The sequence below is a fragment of the Dactylosporangium vinaceum genome (assembly GCF_019904175.1).
Taxonomy (GTDB): Bacteria; Actinomycetota; Actinomycetes; order Mycobacteriales; family Micromonosporaceae; genus Dactylosporangium; species Dactylosporangium vinaceum.
In genome coordinates, this window is the sequence record NZ_CP061913.1 from 4,134,557 (window position 1) to 4,153,906 (window position 19,350).

1 protein-coding gene (running past one end of the window) is annotated in these 19,350 nt (G+C 73.3%); it reads left to right on the top strand.

Going from position 1 to position 19,350, the window contains the following annotated elements:
- Positions 1–19,350: the 5' portion of a non-ribosomal peptide synthase/polyketide synthase gene (locus Dvina_RS18580; RefSeq protein WP_223103727.1), read on the top strand. 2,526 nt of this gene lie beyond the right edge of the window; 19,350 of the gene's 21,876 nt are visible here — the first part of the coding sequence; the start codon lies at positions 1–3; its stop codon lies beyond the right edge, outside the window.

The following is a 19,350-nucleotide window of genomic DNA, read 5'->3' on the forward strand; positions in this document are numbered from 1 at the left end:
ATGCTCACGTCCCGCCCGGACGCCCGGCAGCTCCTGCCGGGCCAGCGCGGAATCTGGTACGCGCAGCAGCTGGACCCGGGCAACCCCGTGTACAACCTCGGCGAGTACCGCGACATCACCGGCCCGCTCGACGCCGACCTCCTCGTGGCCGCGATCCGGCGCGCCCTCGGCGAGGCCGACGCGACCCGGCTGCGCATCGCGGTCCACGACGGCGTACCCGTCCAGTACCTCGACGCCGCCCCCGCCGAGGTCCGGTCGGTCGACCTCACCGACCGGACCCACCCGGCGGCCGCCGCCGAGGCGTGGATGCGCGACGATCTCGGCCGCGCCACCGACCTGGGCCACGACCCGCTCACCGCGCAGGTCGTCTTCCGCCTCGGCCCGCAGCACGTCCTGTGGTACCAGCGTTTCCACCACATCGCGATGGACGGGCTGAGCGTCGTGCTGTTCGCGGCGCGCGTGGCCCAGATCTACGCGGCCCTGCGCGCCGGCGACGAACCGGACGGTGCCCTGCCGCCGGCCACGGCACTGCTGGACAGCGCCGACGAGTACCTGCGCTCGCCCGACTACGCACGCGACAGGGACTTCTGGGGCGCCGCCCTGGCCCGGACCGCGCCGCCGCCGAGCCTCGGCGCCGGACCCACCCGACCGCCGCGGCGCGCCGCCCACCTCCTCGGCGCCGAGCGGACCGCCGAGCTGGTGGCAGCCGCCCGCCGGCGGCAGATCAGCCTCGCCGGGCTCGTCATCGCGGCCGCGGCCCTGCAGCACCAGCGCGAGACGGGCCGGACCGAGTTCGTCATCGGCATACCCACTCACGGTCGCACCAGCCGGCGCGAGCTGGGCATCCCGCTCATGGCCGCCAACGTCCTGCCCGTGCCGTTCACGGTCCGGCCCGGCACCACCGTCGCCGAGCTGACCGGCGGCGCCGCCCGGCTGCTGCGTGACGTCCAGCTGCACCAGCGGTACCCCTCCGAGCACATCGCCCGCGACCTGCGCCTCGCCGCCGGCACCACCCTGTGCGACCTGGTCGTCAACGTGGTCGGCCCGGGCCTGCCGATCGCGTTCGACGGCTGCGTCACCCGCGAGATCAGCCTGGCCAGCGGCCCCGCCGACACCGTCAAGTTCGGCGCCTACCGCCGCTCCGCGGCCGGCGGGACCGAGCTCACGATCGAAATGAACCCCGAGCTGGGCGACGCCCCGGCGACCGAGCGCGCCCTGCGCCGGCACCGCGCGGCCCTCGACTGGCTCGCCGCGGCCGGCCCGGACGACCGCATCGCCCGCGCCCGCCTGCTGGGCGACGGCGAACGCGAGCGGATGCTCGATGCCGTCCAGCCGGCCCCGCTCGACGAGCCCGCCGCGACGCTGCCGGAGCGGTTCGCGGCGCAGGCGGCCGCCCGACCCGACGCGATAGCCGTCACCGGCGGCGACGCCGACCTCACCTACGCGGAGCTCGACCGCCGCTCCGACCGCGTCGCGGGCCACCTCCGGCGGCTCGGCATCGGCCCCGAGTCGGTCGTCGGCGTGCTGATGCACCGCAGCGCCGACGTCGTGGTGGCGCTGCTGGGCATCGTGAAGGCCGGTGCCGCGTACCTGCCGCTGGACCCCCAGTACCCGGCCGACCGGATCGCGTTCATGCTCGCCGACGCGCAGGCCGCCCTCGTGCTGATGTCCGCGCCCCTCGCCGACCGGCTCAGCGCGTCGGTCGTGCCTGCCCTGGCCCTCGAGGACCTGCCGACGGACGCGCCGGTCGAGCCTGGCCCGGCGCCCCGGCCCACGCCCGACCACCCCGCCTACGTCATCTACACCTCGGGCTCGACCGGCCGCCCCAAGGGCGTCGTCGTGACGCACCGCAGCGTCCTGAACCTGTTCGCGGCCGCCCAGCCGACGTTCCACCTCACCGAACGAGACACCCTGAGCTGGTTCCACTCGGCGGCCTTCGACTTCTCCGTGTGGGAGATCTGGGGCGCACTGCTGCACGGCGGCCGCGTGGTCGTCGTCCCGTTCGACGTCTCCCGCAACCCGCAGGCCTGCTGGGACCTGCTCGACCGCGCCGGCGTGACGGTCCTCAGCCAGACACCGTCGGCGTTCTACGCGCTTGCCGACGCGGCGACGCAGGCCCGGCCGGACACCGGCGACCGGCTGCGCGCGGTCGTCTTCGGCGGCGAGGCCCTCAACCCGGCCCGGCTGCAGCGGTGGCACGCGCAGCGCCCCGGCCCGGCGCTGGTGAACATGTACGGCATCACCGAAACCACCGTGCACGTCACCGCGTGGCCGGTGCGCCCCGGCGAGCCGGACAGCGTCATCGGGCGCGGGCTGCCCGGATTCGCCACCTACGTCCTGGACGGAGCCCTCCAGCCCGTCGAGGCCGGGGTCGCCGGCGAGCTCTACGTCGCCGGCGGCCAGCTCGCCCGCGGCTACGCCGGGCAGCCCGCGCTGAGCGCCACCCGGTTCGTGGCCTGCCCCTTCCGGCCCGGGCAGCGGATGTACCGCACCGGCGACCGCGCACAGTGGACGCCGGACGGGCAGCTCATCTTCGCCGGCCGCGCCGACCACCAGGTGAAGATCCGCGGCTTCCGCATCGAGCCGGGCGAGATCGAGACGATTCTGGCCGCACACCCGGACGTCGCAACCGCCGCCGTGGTCGTCCGCGAGGACCGGGCACAGGACAAAAAGCTGATTGCCTATCTGGTACCGCGACCCGGCCTCGACCGCACCGCACTGGAAGCCATCCTCGACCGGGTGCGCGCCCACGCCGCGCAACGGCTGCCCGACTACATGCTGCCGGCCGCCATGATGGTCCTCGACGGCCTGCCACTGACTGTCAACGGCAAGCTCGACCGGCACGCCTTGCCGGCGCCGGACCGCTCGGCGGCCCGCGACGGCGCCCGGCCGGCCGCGGACACCCGCGAGGAGCTCATGTGCGCGGTCTTCGCGCAGGTCCTGGGCCTCGACGCGGTCGGTGTCGACGACGACTTCTTCGCCCTCGGCGGGCACTCCCTGACCGCCGTCGAACTGACCGGCCGGGCCGGCGCACTATTCGACGCCGACATCCCGCTGCGGGCCCTGTTCGAGGCCCCGACGCCGGCCGGGCTGGCGGCGCTCGTCCCAGCGGCCGGCGGGCGGCGGACGCCGGTGCGGGTAGCGGATCGCCCCGACCGGGTGCCGCTGTCCTTCGCGCAGCGGCGGCTGTGGTTCCTCAGCCAGCTCGAGGGGCCCAACTCGACGTACAACACACCAATCGTGCTGCGCCTGTCCGGCCCGCTCGACCGTGACGCGCTTGCCGCCGCCCTGCGCGACGTCGTGGAGCGCCACGAGTCCCTGCGCACGGTGTACGGCGTCGAGGACGGCGAGCCGTTCCAGCGGGTCCTGGCGGCCGCGGAGCTCGACTGGCAGGTGCAACTCAGGCCCGGCTGGGCCTCAGGTCCGACGCTCGGCGGCGCCGACTGGGACCAGCCGGTGGCACAGGGCTCGACCGTCGGCACGGTCGGCGGGCTCGGCGAGCTGGCCGACGCCGTGCGGGAGGCGGGCGCGTACACGTTCGACCTCGCCACGGAGGCACCGCTGCGGGCCTGGCTCTTCGCCGGCGACCCCGAGGAGCACGTCCTGGTGCTGCTGATGCACCACATCGCCGGCGACGGCTGGTCGGTGGCGCCGCTCATGCGCGACGTGTCAGTGGCATACGAGGCCCGCCGCGGCGGCTCGGCGCCGAACTGGCCGGCCCTGGCCGTGCAGTACGCGGACTACGCGCTCTGGCAGCGGGACCTGCTCGGCGACGAGTCGGATCCGCAGAGCCTGATCGCCGGCCAGCTGGACTACTGGCGGCGGGCCCTCGCCGGTTCGCCGCAGGAGCTGACGCTGCCCGCGGACCGGCCCCGGCCGGCGGTGAGCACCCACCGCGGTCACACCGTCTGGTTCCGCGTCTCCGCCGGGCTGCACCGGCAGCTGGTGGCGCTGGCCAACGAGAACGGCGTCACCGTCTTCATGGCGCTGCACGCCGCGGTAGCGGTGCTGCTGAGCCGCCTCGGTGCCGGCACGGACATCCCGATCGGCTCAGCCGTCGCCGGGCGGACCGACGAGTCGCTCGACGATCTCGTCGGCTGCTTCGTCAACACCCTCGTGGTGCGTACCGACCTGTCCGGCGACCCGACGCTGCGGCAGCTGCTCGCCCGGGTCCGCGACACGCTCCTGTCCGGCCTCGCCAACCAGGATGTGCCGTTCGAGCGGTTGGTGGAGGAATTGGCGCCGGCCCGGTCGATGGCCCGCCACCCACTGTTCCAAGTGGTCCTCACGGCGCTGAACCGGTCCTCGGACGTGCCGGTCCTCACGGGCGTCGAGTGCCGGCCGCTGCTGCTGGACAAGCCGATGGCGAAGTTCGACCTCGACGTCCTCGTCGGCGAGGTGTTCGACCCGCACGGGCGGCCCGACGGCGTCCGGGGCGCGGTGAGCGTGTCGGCGGACCTGTTCGACGAGCCGGCGGCCCGCGCCTTCGCCGAGCGGCTGGTGCGGGTGCTGGAGGCCCTTGCCGCCGACCCGGACGCGCCCGTCAGCGCCGTCGACGTCCTCGACGGCGCCGAGCGCCGGCGCATCCTGCGCGAGTGGGGCCCGGGGCCTGCCGCGGAGGCCGGCGCCGGCGTGCTGGAGCGGTTCGCCGTGCAGGTCGCTCGGACCCCGGATGCGGTGGCCGTGGTGGCGGGCGAGGAGACGCTCACGTACGCGGAGTTGGACGCGCGCGCCGGGCGGCTGGGCAACTATCTGGCTGTGGCCGGTGTGGGTCCGGATTGTGTGGTGGGTTTGTGTCTGCCGCGTGGGGTGCGCACGGTGGTGGCGGTGTTGGCGGTGTGGAAGGCGGGGGGTGCGTATCTGCCGTTGGATGTGGATGCGCCGGTGCAGCGGCAGGCGTTCATGTTGGCGGACAGTCGTGCGGTGCTGGTGCTGGGGACGGCGGCGGTGCTCGATGAGCTGCCGGTCGGCCGGGTTCGGATGGTGGACTTCGACGAGGCGATGGGCGCGCAGTCGCCCGACGCGGCCGCGGCCGCAGTGCGGCCCGACCACCTGGCCTATGTGATCTACACGTCCGGCTCGACGGGCCGCCCGAAGGGCGTCGCCGTCACGCACGCCGGCCTGGCCGGCTACGTGGAGGCAGCGGTCGAGCGGCTCGAGCTGGGCGGTGCGGGCCGCCGGTACGGCCTGTTGCAGGCGGCGGCGACGGATCTGGGTAACACGATCCTGCTGGCGAGTCTGACGAGCGGCGGTGAGCTGCACATCGCCGATGCGGACACGGCGATGGATCCGGCCGCGATGCGGGAGTTCGTGACCGTTCACCAGATCGATCACGTGAAGATCGTCCCGTCGCATTTGGCGGCGTTGGGTCCCGTGCTGCCCCGGCGGTCGCTGATCCTGGGTGGCGAGAAGGCCCCGGCGGCGCTCGTCGAGGGGCTGCTGGCGATCCCGGGTGGTCCGGTGGTGTTCAACCATTATGGGCCGACGGAGACGACGATCGGTGTCGTGGCGGTGCGGCTGGCGCCGGGAGCGGTGCCGATCGGGCGTCCGCTGGCCGGGGTGAGCGCGTTCGTGCTGGATGCCGGGCTGCGGCCGGTCGCCGCGGGTGTGGTCGGGGAGTTGTACATCGCCGGGACGCAGCTGGCGCGTGGCTATCTGCGCCAGTCGGCGCTTACCGCAGCCCGGTTCGTGGCGTGTCCCTTTGCGCCGGGCGAGCGGATGTATCGCACGGGCGATCTGGTGCGCTGGACGGCGGATGGTCAGCTGCTGTTCGAGGGCCGCGCCGACGACCAGGTGAAGATCCGCGGCTTCCGGGTGGAGCCGGGCGAGGTGCAGTCGGTCCTGGCCGGCTGTCCGGGCGTCGAGCACGCGGCGGTCATCGGACGCGACGGTGCCCTGGTGGCCTACGTCGTCGGCGACGTCGCGCCGCGGGCCGTGCGCGAGTACGTCGCCGGCGAGCTGCCCGACCACATGGTGCCGGCGGTGGTCCTCCTCGACGCTCTGCCGTTGACGGCGAACGGCAAGCTTGACCGTCAGGCGTTGCCGGCGCCGGATTTCGGGTCGGCGGCTGGTCGGCGGCGGGCGCCGGGCACTGAGCACGAGCGGCTGCTGTGTGAGGCGTTCGCGTCGGTGCTGGGCCTGGACGAGGTAGGCGTCGACGACGACTTCTTCGACCTGGGTGGCCACTCGCTGCTGGCGGTGCGGCTGGTGAGCCGGATCAAGAGTGTGCTGGAGGTCGACGTCGACATCCGGGCCCTGTTCCAGTGTCCGACGCCGGCCGGGTTGGCGGCGCTGGTGCCTGCGGCGGGTGGGCATCGGGTACGGCTGCGGGCGGTGGAGCGTCCTGCGCGGGTGCCGTTGTCGTTCGCGCAGCAGCGGCTGTGGTTCCTGAGCCAGATGGAAGGGCCGAGCGCCACCTACAACAGCCCGCTCGTGCTCCGCCTGACCGGCCCGCTGGACCGGGCCGCGCTGGCCGAGGCGCTGCGGGACGTCGTCGACCGGCACGAGGCACTGCGCACGATGTTCGGCGCCGAGGACGGCGAGCCGTACCAGCGGATCCTTGACGGCGCGGACCTGGACTGGCGGCTCCAGGTCGAGGCCGGCCCGCTGCGCGACGTGGACGGCCACGCGTTCGACCTCGCCGCCGAGGTTCCCTTCCGGGCGTGGCTCTTCACCGAAGACCGTGACGAGCACGTGCTGGTGCTGCTGCTGCATCACATCGCGGGTGACGGCTGGTCGATCGCGCCGCTGATGCGTGACGTGTCGGCGGCGTACGCGGCCCGGTGTGCGGGGGTGGCGCCGGACTGGTCGCCGCTGCCGGTGCAGTACGCGGACTACGCGCTGTGGCAGCGGGCACTCCTCGGCGCGGAGTCCGATCCGGAGAGTCTGATCGCCGGGCAGCTCGCCTACTGGCGGCGAGCGTTGGCAAGCTCGCCGCAGGAGCTGCGGCTGCCGGCGGACCGGCCCCGCCCGACGGTCGGCACCCACCGTGGGCACTCGGTGTCCTTCGCGGCCCCCGCCGAACTGCACAACGCGCTGGTCCGGCTGGCCCGGGAGCACAACGTCACCATGTTCATGGTGTTGCATGCGGCACTGGCCGTGCTGCTGTCGCGGCTGGGTGCCGGCACGGACATCCCGATCGGGTCGGCGGTCGCCGGGCGGACCGACGAGTCGCTCGACGATCTCGTCGGCTGCTTCGTCAACACTCTGGTGGTCCGCACCGACCTGTCCGGCGATCCGACGGTGCGGCAGTTGCTCGGCCGGGTCCGCGACACCCTCCTGTCCGGCCTCGCCAACCAGGATGTGCCGTTCGAGCGGTTGGTGGAGGAGTTGGCGCCGGCCCGGTCGATGGCCCGTCATCCGCTGTTCCAGGTGGTGTTGACGTTGCAGAACGCGGCCGACGTCGTGGTGGATCTGCCGGGGTTGCGGGTGCAGCGGTTGTTGACGGGTCGGCCGGCGGCGAAGTTCGACCTGGATGTGATGGTCGGTGAGCAGTTCGACGCCGCGCATGCGCCGGCGGGGATCCGGGGTACGTTCACGGTGTCGGCGGATCTGTTCGACGAGCCGGCGGCGGCGCTGTTCGCGGAGCGGTTCGTGCGGGTCCTGCACGCGCTGGCCGAGGATCCCGGTCGGGGCGTGGACGCGGTGGAGATCCTGGCGCCCGAGGAGCGCGCCGGTCTGCTCACCGTGCACCCTGCCCCCGCCGCGCAGGGCGTCCTGGAGCGGTTCGCCGTGCAGGTCGCTCGGACCCCGAACGCGGTGGCCGTGGTGGCAGGCGAGGAGACGCTCACCTACGCGGAGTTGGACGCGCGCGCCGGGCGGCTGGGCAACTATCTGGCTGCGGCCGGTGTGGGTCCGGATTGTGTGGTGGGTTTGTGTCTGCCGCGTGGGGTGCGCACGGTGGTGGCGGTGTTGGCGGTGTGGAAGGCGGGGGGTGCGTATCTGCCGTTGGATGTGGATGCGCCGGTGCAGCGGCAGGCGTTCATGTTGGCGGACAGTCGTGCGGTGCTGGTGCTGGGGACGGCGGCGGTGCTCGACGAGCTGCCGGTCGGCCGGGTCCGGATGGTCGACCTCGACGATCCCGCGGTGGTCGCCGGAGTGGCCGCGCAGCCGCCCGACGCCGCGACCCTCGCCGCGCGCCCGGACCACCTGGCCTACGTGATCTACACGTCCGGGTCGACCGGCCGCCCGAAGGGCGTGGCCGTCACGCACGCCGGGCTGGCCGGCTACGTGGAGGCGGCGGTCGACCGGCTCGAGCTGGGCGCTGCGGGCCGCCGGTACGGCCTGTTGCAGGCCGCCGCCACAGACCTCGGTAACACGATCCTGCTGGCGAGTCTGACGAGCGGCGGTGAGCTGCACATCGCCGACGCGGACACGGCGATGGATCCGGCCGCGATGCGGGAGTTCGTGACCGGCCGGGCGATCGATCACGTGAAGATCGTGCCGTCGCATTTGGCGGCGTTGGGTGCCGTGCTGCCGCGGCGGTCGCTGGTCCTCGGTGGTGAGAAGGCGCCGGCCGGTCTGGTCGAGCAGTTGCTGGCGGTCCCTGGCGGTCCGGCGGTGTTCAACCATTACGGGCCGACGGAGACGACGGTCGGCGTGGTGGCGGCGCGGTTGGCGTCCGGGGTGGTGCCGATCGGGCGTCCGCTGGCCGGGGTGAGCGCGTTCGTGCTGGATGCCGGGCTGCGGCCGGTCGCTGCGGGTGTGGTCGGGGAGTTGTACATCGCCGGGAGGCAGCTGGCCCGTGGCTATTTGCGTCAGGGCGGGTTGACCGCGAGCCGGTTCGTGGCGTGCCCGTATGTGCGCGGCGAGCGGATGTATCGCACCGGGGACCTGGCAAGGTGGACGGCCGACGGGCAGCTGCTGTTCGAGGGCCGCGCCGACGATCAGGTGAAGATCCGCGGTTTCCGGGTCGAGCCCGGCGAGGTCCAGGCCGTCGTCGGCGGCTGCCCGGGCGTCACCCAGGCGGCGGTGGTGGCTCGCGACGGTGCCCTGGTCGCGTACGTGGCCGGCGACGTCGAGCCGAGGACGGTCCGCGAGCACGTCGCCGGCGAGCTGCCCGACCACATGGTGCCCGCCGCCGTTGTCGTGCTGGACGCCCTGCCGTTGACGGCGAACGGCAAGCTTGACCGTCAGGCGCTGCCGGCGCCGGATTTCGGGTCGGCGGCCGGTCGGCGGCGGGCGCCGGGCACTGAGCACGAGCGGCTGCTGTGTGAGGCGTTCGCGTCGGTGCTGGGCCTGGACGAGGTCGGCGTCGACGACGACTTCTTCGACCTGGGCGGTCACTCGCTGCTGGCGGTGCGGCTGGTGAGCCGGATCAAGAGCGTCCTCGAGGTCGACGTCGACATCCGGGCCCTGTTCCAGAGCCCGACGCCGGCCGGTCTCGCCGCGCTGATGCCGACGACGGGCGGGCATCGGGTCCGGCTGCGGGCGGTGGAGCGCCCTGCGCGGGTGCCGTTGTCGTTCGCGCAGCAGCGGCTGTGGTTCCTGAGCCAGATGGAAGGGCCCAGCGCCACCTACAACACCCCACTCGTGCTCCGCCTGACCGGCCCGCTGGACCGGATCGCGCTGGCCGAGGCGCTGCGGGACGTCGTCGAGCGGCACGAGGCACTGCGCACCGTCCTGCCGTCGGCGCAGGGCCGCCCCTATCAGCGCGTGATCCCGGCCGCCGAACTCGACTGGCGGCTGCGCATCGACGACGCACCGCCGGACGTCGCCGCCGTCACCCGCCACACGTTCGACCTCGCCACGGAGGTACCGCTACGGGCCCACCTGTTCACCGTGAACCGTGACGAGCACGTGCTGGTGTTGCTGCTGCATCACATCGCGGGTGACGGCTGGTCGATCGCGCCGCTGATGCGTGACGTGTCGGCGGCGTACGCGGCCCGGTGTGCGGGGGTGGCGCCGGACTGGTCGCCGCTGCCGGTGCAGTACGCGGACTATGCGCTGTGGCAGCGCGAGCTGCTGGGCGAGGAGTCGGACTCGGAGAGTCTGATCGCCGGCCAGCTCGACTACTGGCGGCGGGCCCTCGCCGGTTCGCCGCAGGAACTGAGGCTGCCGGCGGACCGGCCCCGCCCGATGGTCGGTACCCACCGCGGCCATTCGGTGTCGTTCGCGGCGCCTGCCGAGCTGCACGACGCGCTGGCTCGGTTGGCTCGTGAGCACAACGTCACGATGTTCATGGTGCTGCATGCGGCGCTGGCCGTGCTGCTGTCGCGCCTCGGTGCCGGCACGGACATTCCGATCGGCTCAGCCGTCGCCGGGCGCACCGATGAGCTGCTCGACGATCTGGTGGGGTGTTTCGTCAACACCCTGGTGGTGCGCACAGATCTGTCGGGTGGCCCGTCGTGGGGTGAGCTGCTGGGCCGGGTGCGGGAGGCGAGCCTGGGTGCTCTGGCGCATCAGGATGTGCCGTTCGAGCGGTTGGTGGAGGAGCTGGCGCCGGCCCGGTCGATGGCCCGTCATCCGCTGTTCCAGGTGGTGTTGACGTTGCAGAACGCGGCCGACGTCGTGGTGGATCTGCCGGGGTTGCGGGTGCAGCGGTTGTTGACGGGTCGGCCGGCGGCGAAGTTCGACCTGGATGTGATGGTCGGTGAGCAGTTCGACGCCGCGCATGCGCCGGCGGGGATCCGGGGTACGTTCACGGTGTCGGCGGATCTGTTCGACGAGCCGGCGGCGGCGCTGTTCGCGGAGCGGTTCGTGCGGGTCCTGCACGCGCTGGCCGAGGATCCCGGTCGGGGCGTGGACGCGGTGGAGATCCTGGCGCCCGAGGAGCGCGCCGGTCTGCTCACCGTGCACCCTGCCCCCGCCGCGCAGGGCGTCCTGGAGCGGTTCGCCGCGCACATCGCTCGGACCCCGAACGCGGTCGCCGTCACAGCCGGCGGCGAGACGCTCACCTATGCGGAGCTGGACGCCCACGCCAACCGGCTCGCCCACTACCTGCGCGACAACGGGGTCGGCGCCGAATCCGTCGTGGCCATCGCGGCCGAGCGCAGCGCCGGGCTCGTCGCGGCGATCCTCGCGATCTGGAAGGCCGGCGGCGCCTACCTGCCCCTCGACGTGCAGGCCCCGCCCGACCGAATCGGATTCGTGCTCACCGACGCGCGCGCCGCGGTCGTGCTCGGCGAACAGGCGGCCGTCGACGAACTGCCCATCGCGCGCGGCGTGCGCACCATCGTCACCGACGCCCCGGCGACCGCCGCCGCCATCGCCGCGCAGCCCGCGCACGACCCCGCGACCGCACCCGCCGGCGGCACGCCCGCGTACGTCATCTACACCTCCGGCTCGACCGGCCGTCCCAAGGGCGTCGCCGTCACCCACGCGGGCGTCGCCGCCTACGCCGCTGCCGCGGTCGACCGCCTCGAGCTGCGGAGCGCCGGCCGCCGGTACGCGCTGCTGCAGGCCGCCGCCACGGACCTCGGCAACACGGTCCTGCTGGCGAGCATCGTCACCGGCGGCGAGCTGCACATCGTCGACGCCGACACCGCCACCGACCCCGCCGCCCTGCGCGCATATCTGGCCGAGCACGAGATCGACCATCTGAAGATCGTCCCGTCGCACCTGGCCGCGCTGAGCGCCGTCAACGGCCCGGACGGCCTGCTGCCGCGGCGGTCGCTGATCCTGGGTGGCGAGAAGGCCCCGGCGGCGCTCGTCGAGGGGCTGCTGGCGATCCCGGGTGGTCCGGTGGTGTTCAACCATTATGGGCCGACGGAGACGACGATCGGTGTCGTGGCGGTGCGGCTGGCGCCGGGAGCGGTGCCGATCGGGCGTCCGCTGGCCGGGGTGAGCGCGTTCGTGCTGGACGGCGGGCTGCGGCCGGTCGCTGCGGGTGTGGTCGGGGAGTTGTACATCGCCGGGAGGCAGCTGGCGCGTGGCTATCTGCGCCAGTCGGCGCTTACCGCAAGCCGGTTCGTGGCGTGTCCGTACGTGCGCGGCGGGCGGATGTATCGCACCGGGGATCTGGCAAGGTGGACGGCGGATGGTCAGCTGCTGTTCGAGGGCCGCGCCGACGACCAGGTGAAGATCCGCGGCTTCCGGGTGGAGCCGGGCGAGGTCCAGGCCGCCGTCGGCGGCTGCCCCGGCGTCACGCACGCCGCGGTGGTGGCCCGCGACGGTGCCCTGGTGGCCTACGTCGTCGGCGACGTGGAGCCGAAGGCGGTGCGCGAGCACGTCGCCCGCCGGCTGCCCGACCACATGGTGCCGGGGACGGTGGTGGTCCTCGACGCCCTCCCGCTGACCGCGAACGGCAAGCTGGACCGTCAGGCGCTGCCGGCGCCGGACCTCGCGCCGGCGGGCGGGCCGCGGCGGGCGCCGTCCAGCGAGCGCGAGCGGCTGCTGTGTGAGGCGTTCGCGTCGGTCCTGGATCTGGACGAGGTAGGCGTCGACGACGACTTCTTCGAGCTCGGCGGGCACTCCCTGCTCGCCGTATCGCTCGTCGAGCGGCTGCGTGAGCACGGGCTGACGGTCCCGGTGCGGGCGCTGTTCCAGAGCCCGACCCCCGCCGCCCTGGCCTACGCCGCCGGCACCGTCGAGCCGGCCGCGCCGGCCGCCGCGATCGCCGCCGGCGCGGACGCCATCACCCCGGAACTGCTGCCCCTCGTGCCGCTGTCGCAGGCCGAGATCGACAACGCCGTCGCCCGGGTCGACGGCGGACCGGCAAACGTCGCCGACATCTACCCCCTGGCGCCACTGCAGGAAGGCATCCTCTTCCACCACCTGATGAGCGCCGACACCGGCCGCGACGTCTACCTCCTGCCGATCGTGCTCGACCTCGACACGCCGGCGCATCTCGAGCGGTTCGTCGCCGCGCTGCAACGCGTCGTCGACCGCCACGACATCTACCGCACCGCCCTGGCCTGGGACGGGCTGCCGCAGCCCGTCCAGGTGGTCTGGCGGCACGCGCCCGTACCGGTGCGCGAGGTGCCGATCCCGTCGTCCGGCGACCCGGTCCGCCACCTGCTCGCGGCCGGCGAGCCGGCCATGGACCTGCGGCGGGCACCCCTGCTCGACGTCCTCATCGGCGTGCCCGGCCCGGACCCCGAAGGCGGCGCCCTCGGCTCCCACGCCGGAGGCGGCCAGCCCGACCCCGACATTGAAGGCGGCGAGCCACGCGCGGCGACACCGCGGCGGCTCGCCCTCGTGCGCATCCACCAGCTGCTGCGCGACCACACCGGCATGGGCATGCTGCTACAGGAGATCCGCGCCCACCTCACCGGGCGCGGCGACGACCTGCCCGAGCCAGTGCCATTCCGCACCTTCGTCGCCCAGGTCCTCGCCGCCCAGGCGCCCGAGGCGCACCGGCACTACTTCGCCGGCCTCCTCGGCGACGTCACCGAGCCCACCATGCCCTACGGGCTTGCCGACGTGCACACCGACGGCACCGCCGCCGCCCGGGCCACCCTCGCCGTCGACGCCGGGCTGACCGCCCGGCTGCGGGCCGCCGCCCGGGAGCTCGGCACGAGCCCGGCGACGGTACTGCACCTCGCCTGGGCCAGGGTCCTCGCCACGCTCGCCGGCCGCCGCGACGTCGTCTTCGGCACCGTCCTGTTCGGACGGCTCGCCGCCGCCGGTGCGGCCCGGGTCCCCGGACCGTTCATCAACACGCTGCCGGTCCGGGTGCCGATCGACGGCACCGGCGCGGCCGCTGCCGTCACCGCCATGCGCGACCAGCTCGCGGCACTGCTGGAGCATGAGCACGCACCGCTCGCCGCCGCCCAGCGGGCCAGCGGGCTGACCGGCGACGCCCCGCTGTTCACGTCGCTGTTCAACTACCGGCACAACCCGGAGGACCGTGCCGCGGCCGGCGACGGCACGATCGTCGACGGCATCCGCGTCCTGCTCACCCGCGAGCGCACCAACTACCCGCTCACCGTCGCCGTCAACGACACCCCGCAGGGGCTGCTCCTCGGCGTCGACGCAGTCGCGCCCGCCGACCCGCAGGCCGTCTGCGCGATGCTGCACACCGCGCTGGGCAACCTGGTCACCGCACTGGAAACCACCCGACGCGGCGGCCCAGAGCTGGCGCTCGCCGCGATCCAGGTCCTGGACGCACCGAGGAGAGAGCTGACCCGGCGCTGGAGCACCGCCGCCGAGCCGGCGGCGCCGGCCACCCTCGCCCAGCTGTTCGCCGGCCAGGTGGCGCGCACCCCCGACGCGCCGGCCCTCGCCGGCGACCGCGACCTGTCCTACCGCGAGCTCGACGAGTGGTCCGACCGCATCGCCGGGCACCTACAGGAACTGGGCGCGGGCCCGGAGACCGTCGTCGGCATCGTGCTCGACCGCGGCGCCGACTGGGTCGCCACCGTCCTGGGCGTCACCAAAACCGGCGCGGCGTTCCTCCCGGTCGACCCCGCGGCGCCGGAACCGCGGCGGCGGCTCATCCTCGCCGCCGCCGACATCGTGCTGACCGAGCCGGTGGCCACGGCACTGCCCCCGGCAGCGCTACGCCCGTCCGCGGCGATCCCCGGCAACCTCGCGTACGTGCTGTACACGTCGGGTTCGACGGGTGTGCCGAAGGGTGTGGGTGTGTCGCATGCGGGTCTGGCCAGTTTGGTGGCGGGTCAGATGGAGCGGTTCGGGGTGGGTCCGGGCAGCCGGGTGCTGCAGTTCGCGTCGGTGGGGTTCGATGCTGCGGTGGCGGAGGTGGTGGTGGCGCTGTGTTCGGGTGCGGCGGTGGTGGCGGTGGGCCGGGTTGAGGTGGGTGATCTGGGGTTGGTCGCTGATCGGTTCGGGGTGACGCATGTGACGGTGCCGCCGGCGGTGTTGGGTGTGGTGGAGGGCCTGGGTTCGATCGGCACGGTGGTGTGTGCGGGCGAGGCGCTGCCGGCTGCGGTGGTGGATGTGTGGGCTGATCGGGTGCGGTTGGTCAATGCCTATGGTCCGACGGAGTCGACGGTGTGTGCGGCGATGTCGCCGGTGTTGCGGGTCGGGGATGTGCCGGTGATCGGGGTGCCGATTGTGGGGAGCCGGGTGTTGGTGCTGGACGGGTCGTTGCAGCCGGTGCCGGCGGGTGTGGTCGGCGAGTTGTATATCGCGGGGGAGGGTGTGGCTCGGGGGTATGTCGGGCGGTCGGGGCTGACAGCGGAGCGGTTCGTGGCGTGTCCGTTCGAGCCGGGTCGGCGGATGTATCGCACTGGTGATGTGGGCCGGTGGACGGTTGATGGGCGGTTGGCGTTTGCCGGTCGGTCGGATGATCAGGTGAAGATCCGCGGGTTCCGGATCGAGCCGGGTGAGGTGCAGGCGGTGGTCGCCCGCTGTCCCGGTGTGCGGCAGGCCGTGGTGGTGGCGCGCGGCGACGCCCTCGTCGCGTATGTGGTGGGTGACGTGTTGCCGGAGTCCGTGCGTGTGCATGCGGCTGGGTTGTTGCCGGAGTACATGGTGCCGGCGGCGGTGGTGGTGCTGGATGCGTTGCCGTTGAACGTGAACGGGAAGGTGGATCGGGCGGCGCTGCCGGCGCCCGAGATGGCCTCCGGCGTCGGTGCGGGGCGGGAGGCTGCGGATCCGGTGCAGGAGTTGCTGTGTGGGCTGTTCGCTGATGTGCTGGGTCGGGTGGTGGTCGGGCCGGATGACAATTTCTTCGCCCTTGGTGGGCATTCCCTGCTCGCCGTACGGCTGATCTCGCGGCTGCGGGGGGTGTTCGACGCCGAGGTACCCCTCCGCGGCCTCTTCGACGCGCCCACTCCCGCGCGGCTCGCCGACCGGCTGGCCCGCGCCGGGCGCGCCCGCCGCGAACTTCGGCCCGCGCAACCGCGACCGGACCGGATCCCGCTGTCGTTCGCGCAGCGCGGTCTGTGGTTCGGCCAGCAGCTCGACAGTGAGGCCGCGCTGTACAACATGCCGTCAGTTGTCCAACTGTCCGATGTGGACCCCGATGCGCTGAACCTGGCGCTGCGCGACGTCATCGGCCGGCACGAGATCCTGCGAACGGTCATCGAGGTGATCGACGGGGAGCCGTACCAGCGGATCGTGCCCATCGACGAACTCGACTGGTCCCTGCGCCGCGGACCGGCCGAGCCGGCGACGACGTTCGACCTCAGCACCGAGGTGCCGATCCGGGCCTGGCTGTCCGACGACGGCACGCTGACCGTGGTGATCCACCACATCGCCGGCGACGGCTGGTCGCTGCGGCCCCTGGCGAACGACCTCTCCGCCGCGTACCGCGCCCGCCGCGACGGCCGCGCCCCTGACTGGGCACCCCTGCCCGTGCAGTACGCCGACTACGCCCTGTGGCAGCGCGACCTGCTTGGCGATGGTCTCCTGGAGCGGCAGCTCGCCTTCTGGCGGGAGACCCTCGCCGGGGCGCCGGAGGAGCTCGCGCTGCCGGCGGACCGCCCGCGCCCGGCCGTCGCCTCACACGCGGGCGTCGCGGCGCCGGTCCTGGTGCCGGACGAGCTGTACCGGCGCCTGACCGACCTCGCCCGCGCCGAGAACGTCACCGTGTTCATGATCCTCCAGGCTTCGCTGGCGGTGGTACTGTCCCGGCTCGGCGCCGGCCCCGACATCCCGATCGGTGTCGCCGCCGCCGGCCGGACCGACCAGGCCCTCGAGGACCTCGTCGGATGCTTCGTGAACACCCTCGTGATCCGCACGGACCTGTCCGGCGAACCGACATTCACCGAGCTGCTCCAGCGGGTGCGCCGGACCGGCCTTGACGCTTTCGAGCACCAGGACGTGCCGTTCGAACGCCTCGTCGAGGAGCTGGCGCCGTCGCGCACCCTGGCCCGGCACCCGCTGTTCCAGGTGAAGCTCGCCGTGCAGAACCTCGACCGGCCGGTGCTCGACCTGCCCGGGGCCGCAATCGGCGGCGCCGGGGCCGGCGCGTCCGCGGCGAAGTTCGACATCGACATCAGCATCGGCGACGCGCCGGGCGGCGGCCTCCGCGGGACCCTTGTCGGCGCGGCTGATCTGTTCGATGCGGACACTGTTGCTGCGCTGGCGGCGCGGTGGGTGCGTGTGCTGGACGCGGTGAGCGCCGAGCCGGGTGTCCGGGTGGGTGCGGTGGGTGTGCTCGATGCGGCTGAGCGCGCTCGGTTGCTGGGTCCGGTGGTCAGTGAGCCGGCGGTGCCGGTGGCGACGATCCCGGCGTTGTTCGCGGCGCAGGTGTCGGCGGTTCCGGATGCGGTGGCGGTGGTGTGTGGCGGGGAGGAGGTGTCGTATCGGGAGTTGGATGTGCGGTCGGATGGTGTGGCCGCGTATTTGCGGGGTCTCGGGGTTGGGCCGGAGTCGGTGGTGGGTGTGCTGCTGCCGCGGGGTGTTTCGCTGTTGGTGGCGTTGCTGGGTGTGTTGAAGGCGGGTGGTGCGTATTTGCCGATCGATGTGCAGTATCCGCGGGAGCGGATCGACTTCATGCTGGCCGACGCGGGCGCCGTGGTCGTGCTGGACGGCGAGCTGGAGTTTGCCGGTGGGCCGGTGGAAGCCGGCGTGACGCCGGCGCATCCGGCGTGGTTGATCTATACGTCGGGTTCGACGGGGACGCCGAAGGGGGTGTTGGTGTCACATGCGGGCGTTGGGGCTCTGGTCGAGGGTCATCGGCGGTGGTTGGGGGTTGGGCCGGGGTCGCGGGTGGGGCAGTTCGCATCGGCGGGGTTTGACACGTTCGGTTGGGAGTGGTGTATGGCGTTGCTGTGCGGGGCGACGCTGGTGGTGATTCCGGACGAGTGGCGGCTGAGCCCGGATCTGGGCCGCTTCCTGGCGGGGCAGGCGGTGACGCACGTGACGCTGCCGCCTGCGGTGCTGGCTGGTCTGGATCCGTTGAGTGTGGATCTCGATGTGGTGTTGGCGGTGGCGGGTGAGGCGTGTCCGGTGCCGGTGATGCGGCGCTGGGCTGCGGGCCGGTTGATGTTCAACTCGTATGGGCCGACGGAGACGACGGTGGATGCGACGTTGTGGCGGATGCGTGCGGACGCGGCGCAGGTGGCGATCGGTACGCCGGTGCTCGATACCCGGGTGTTCGTGCTTGACGCCGGGCTGCGGCCGGTGCCGGCGGGGGTGGTCGGCGAGTTGTATGTGGCGGGCGTCGGTTTGGCGCGGGGTTATGTGGGGCGGCCTGGGTTGACGGGTGAGCGGTTTGTGGCGTGTCCGTTTGTGCCGGGGCGGCGGATGTATCGCACGGGTGATTTGGGTCGGTGGACGTCGGGCGGGCTGTTGGTGTTCGCGGGTCGGGCTGATGATCAGGTGAAGATTCGTGGGTTCCGGATTGAGCTGGGTGAGGTGCAGGCGGTTGTTGCGGGGTGTGCGGGGGTGCGGCAGGCGGTGGTGGTGGTGTGGGGGGATGCGCTGGTGGCGTATGTGGTGGGTGAGGTGTTGCCGGATGTGGTGCGTGAGCATGCGGCGCGGGTGTTGCCGAAGTACATGGTGCCGGGTGCGGTGGTGGTGTTGGATGCGTTGCCGTTGACGGAGAACGGCAAGATCGATAAGCGGGCGTTGCCGGAGCCGCAGCGGGCGGCTCCCTCCGCCGAGGCGGCGGTCGGCGAGGAGCAGCGGGCGCTGTGCGCGCTGTTCGCGGATGTGTTGCGCCTGGAGCGGGTCGGGCCCGATGAGGACTTCTTCGACCTGGGTGGGCATTCGCTGCTGGCGACGCAGCTGGCCAGCCGCATCCGCAGCGACCTCGGCCGCCACGCCGAGATCACCGACATCTTCGAGGCGCCCACCGTCAACGAGCTGATCGCGCGGCTGTCGCCCGCGGACGCCGGACCGGCCGGCCCGGCGCGGCAGGAGCGGCCGGCGCGGCCGCCGCTGTCATTCGCGCAGCGGCGGCTGTGGTTCCTGGATCAGCTGGAGGGCCCGAGCCCGCTGTACAACGTGCCGGTCGTGCTGCGCCTGGAGGGGGTGGACGCCGACGCGCTCGGCGCGGCGCTGCGAGACGTGATCGAGCGGCACGAGGTGCTGCGCACCGTGTTCGGCGTCGCCGACGGCGAGCCCTACCAGCACATCGTGCCCGTCGACGCCGTCGACTGGGCGCTGCAGCTCGGCTCCGTCCCGGACCGGGCGACCCTCGACGCCGCTGTCGCGCAGGCCGTCCGCTGCGTGTTCGACCTGGCCGTCGACCTGCCCGTCCGGGCCTGGCTGTTCGACGCCGGCGACGGCGGGCAGACGCTCGTCGTCGTCGTGCACCACATCGCCGGCGACGGCTGGTCGACCGGCCCCCTGGCCCGGGACCTCTCCACCGCCTACGCGGCCCGCCGCGACGGCCGGGCACCCCGGTGGGCGGCGCTCCCGGTGCAGTACGCCGACTACGCCCTCTGGCAGCGCGACCAGCTCGGCGGCGGCGTCCTCGAGCGGCAGGTCGGCTACTGGCGGGAGGCCCTGGCCGGCGCGCCGGAGGAGCTCGCGCTCCCGGCCGACCATCCCCGC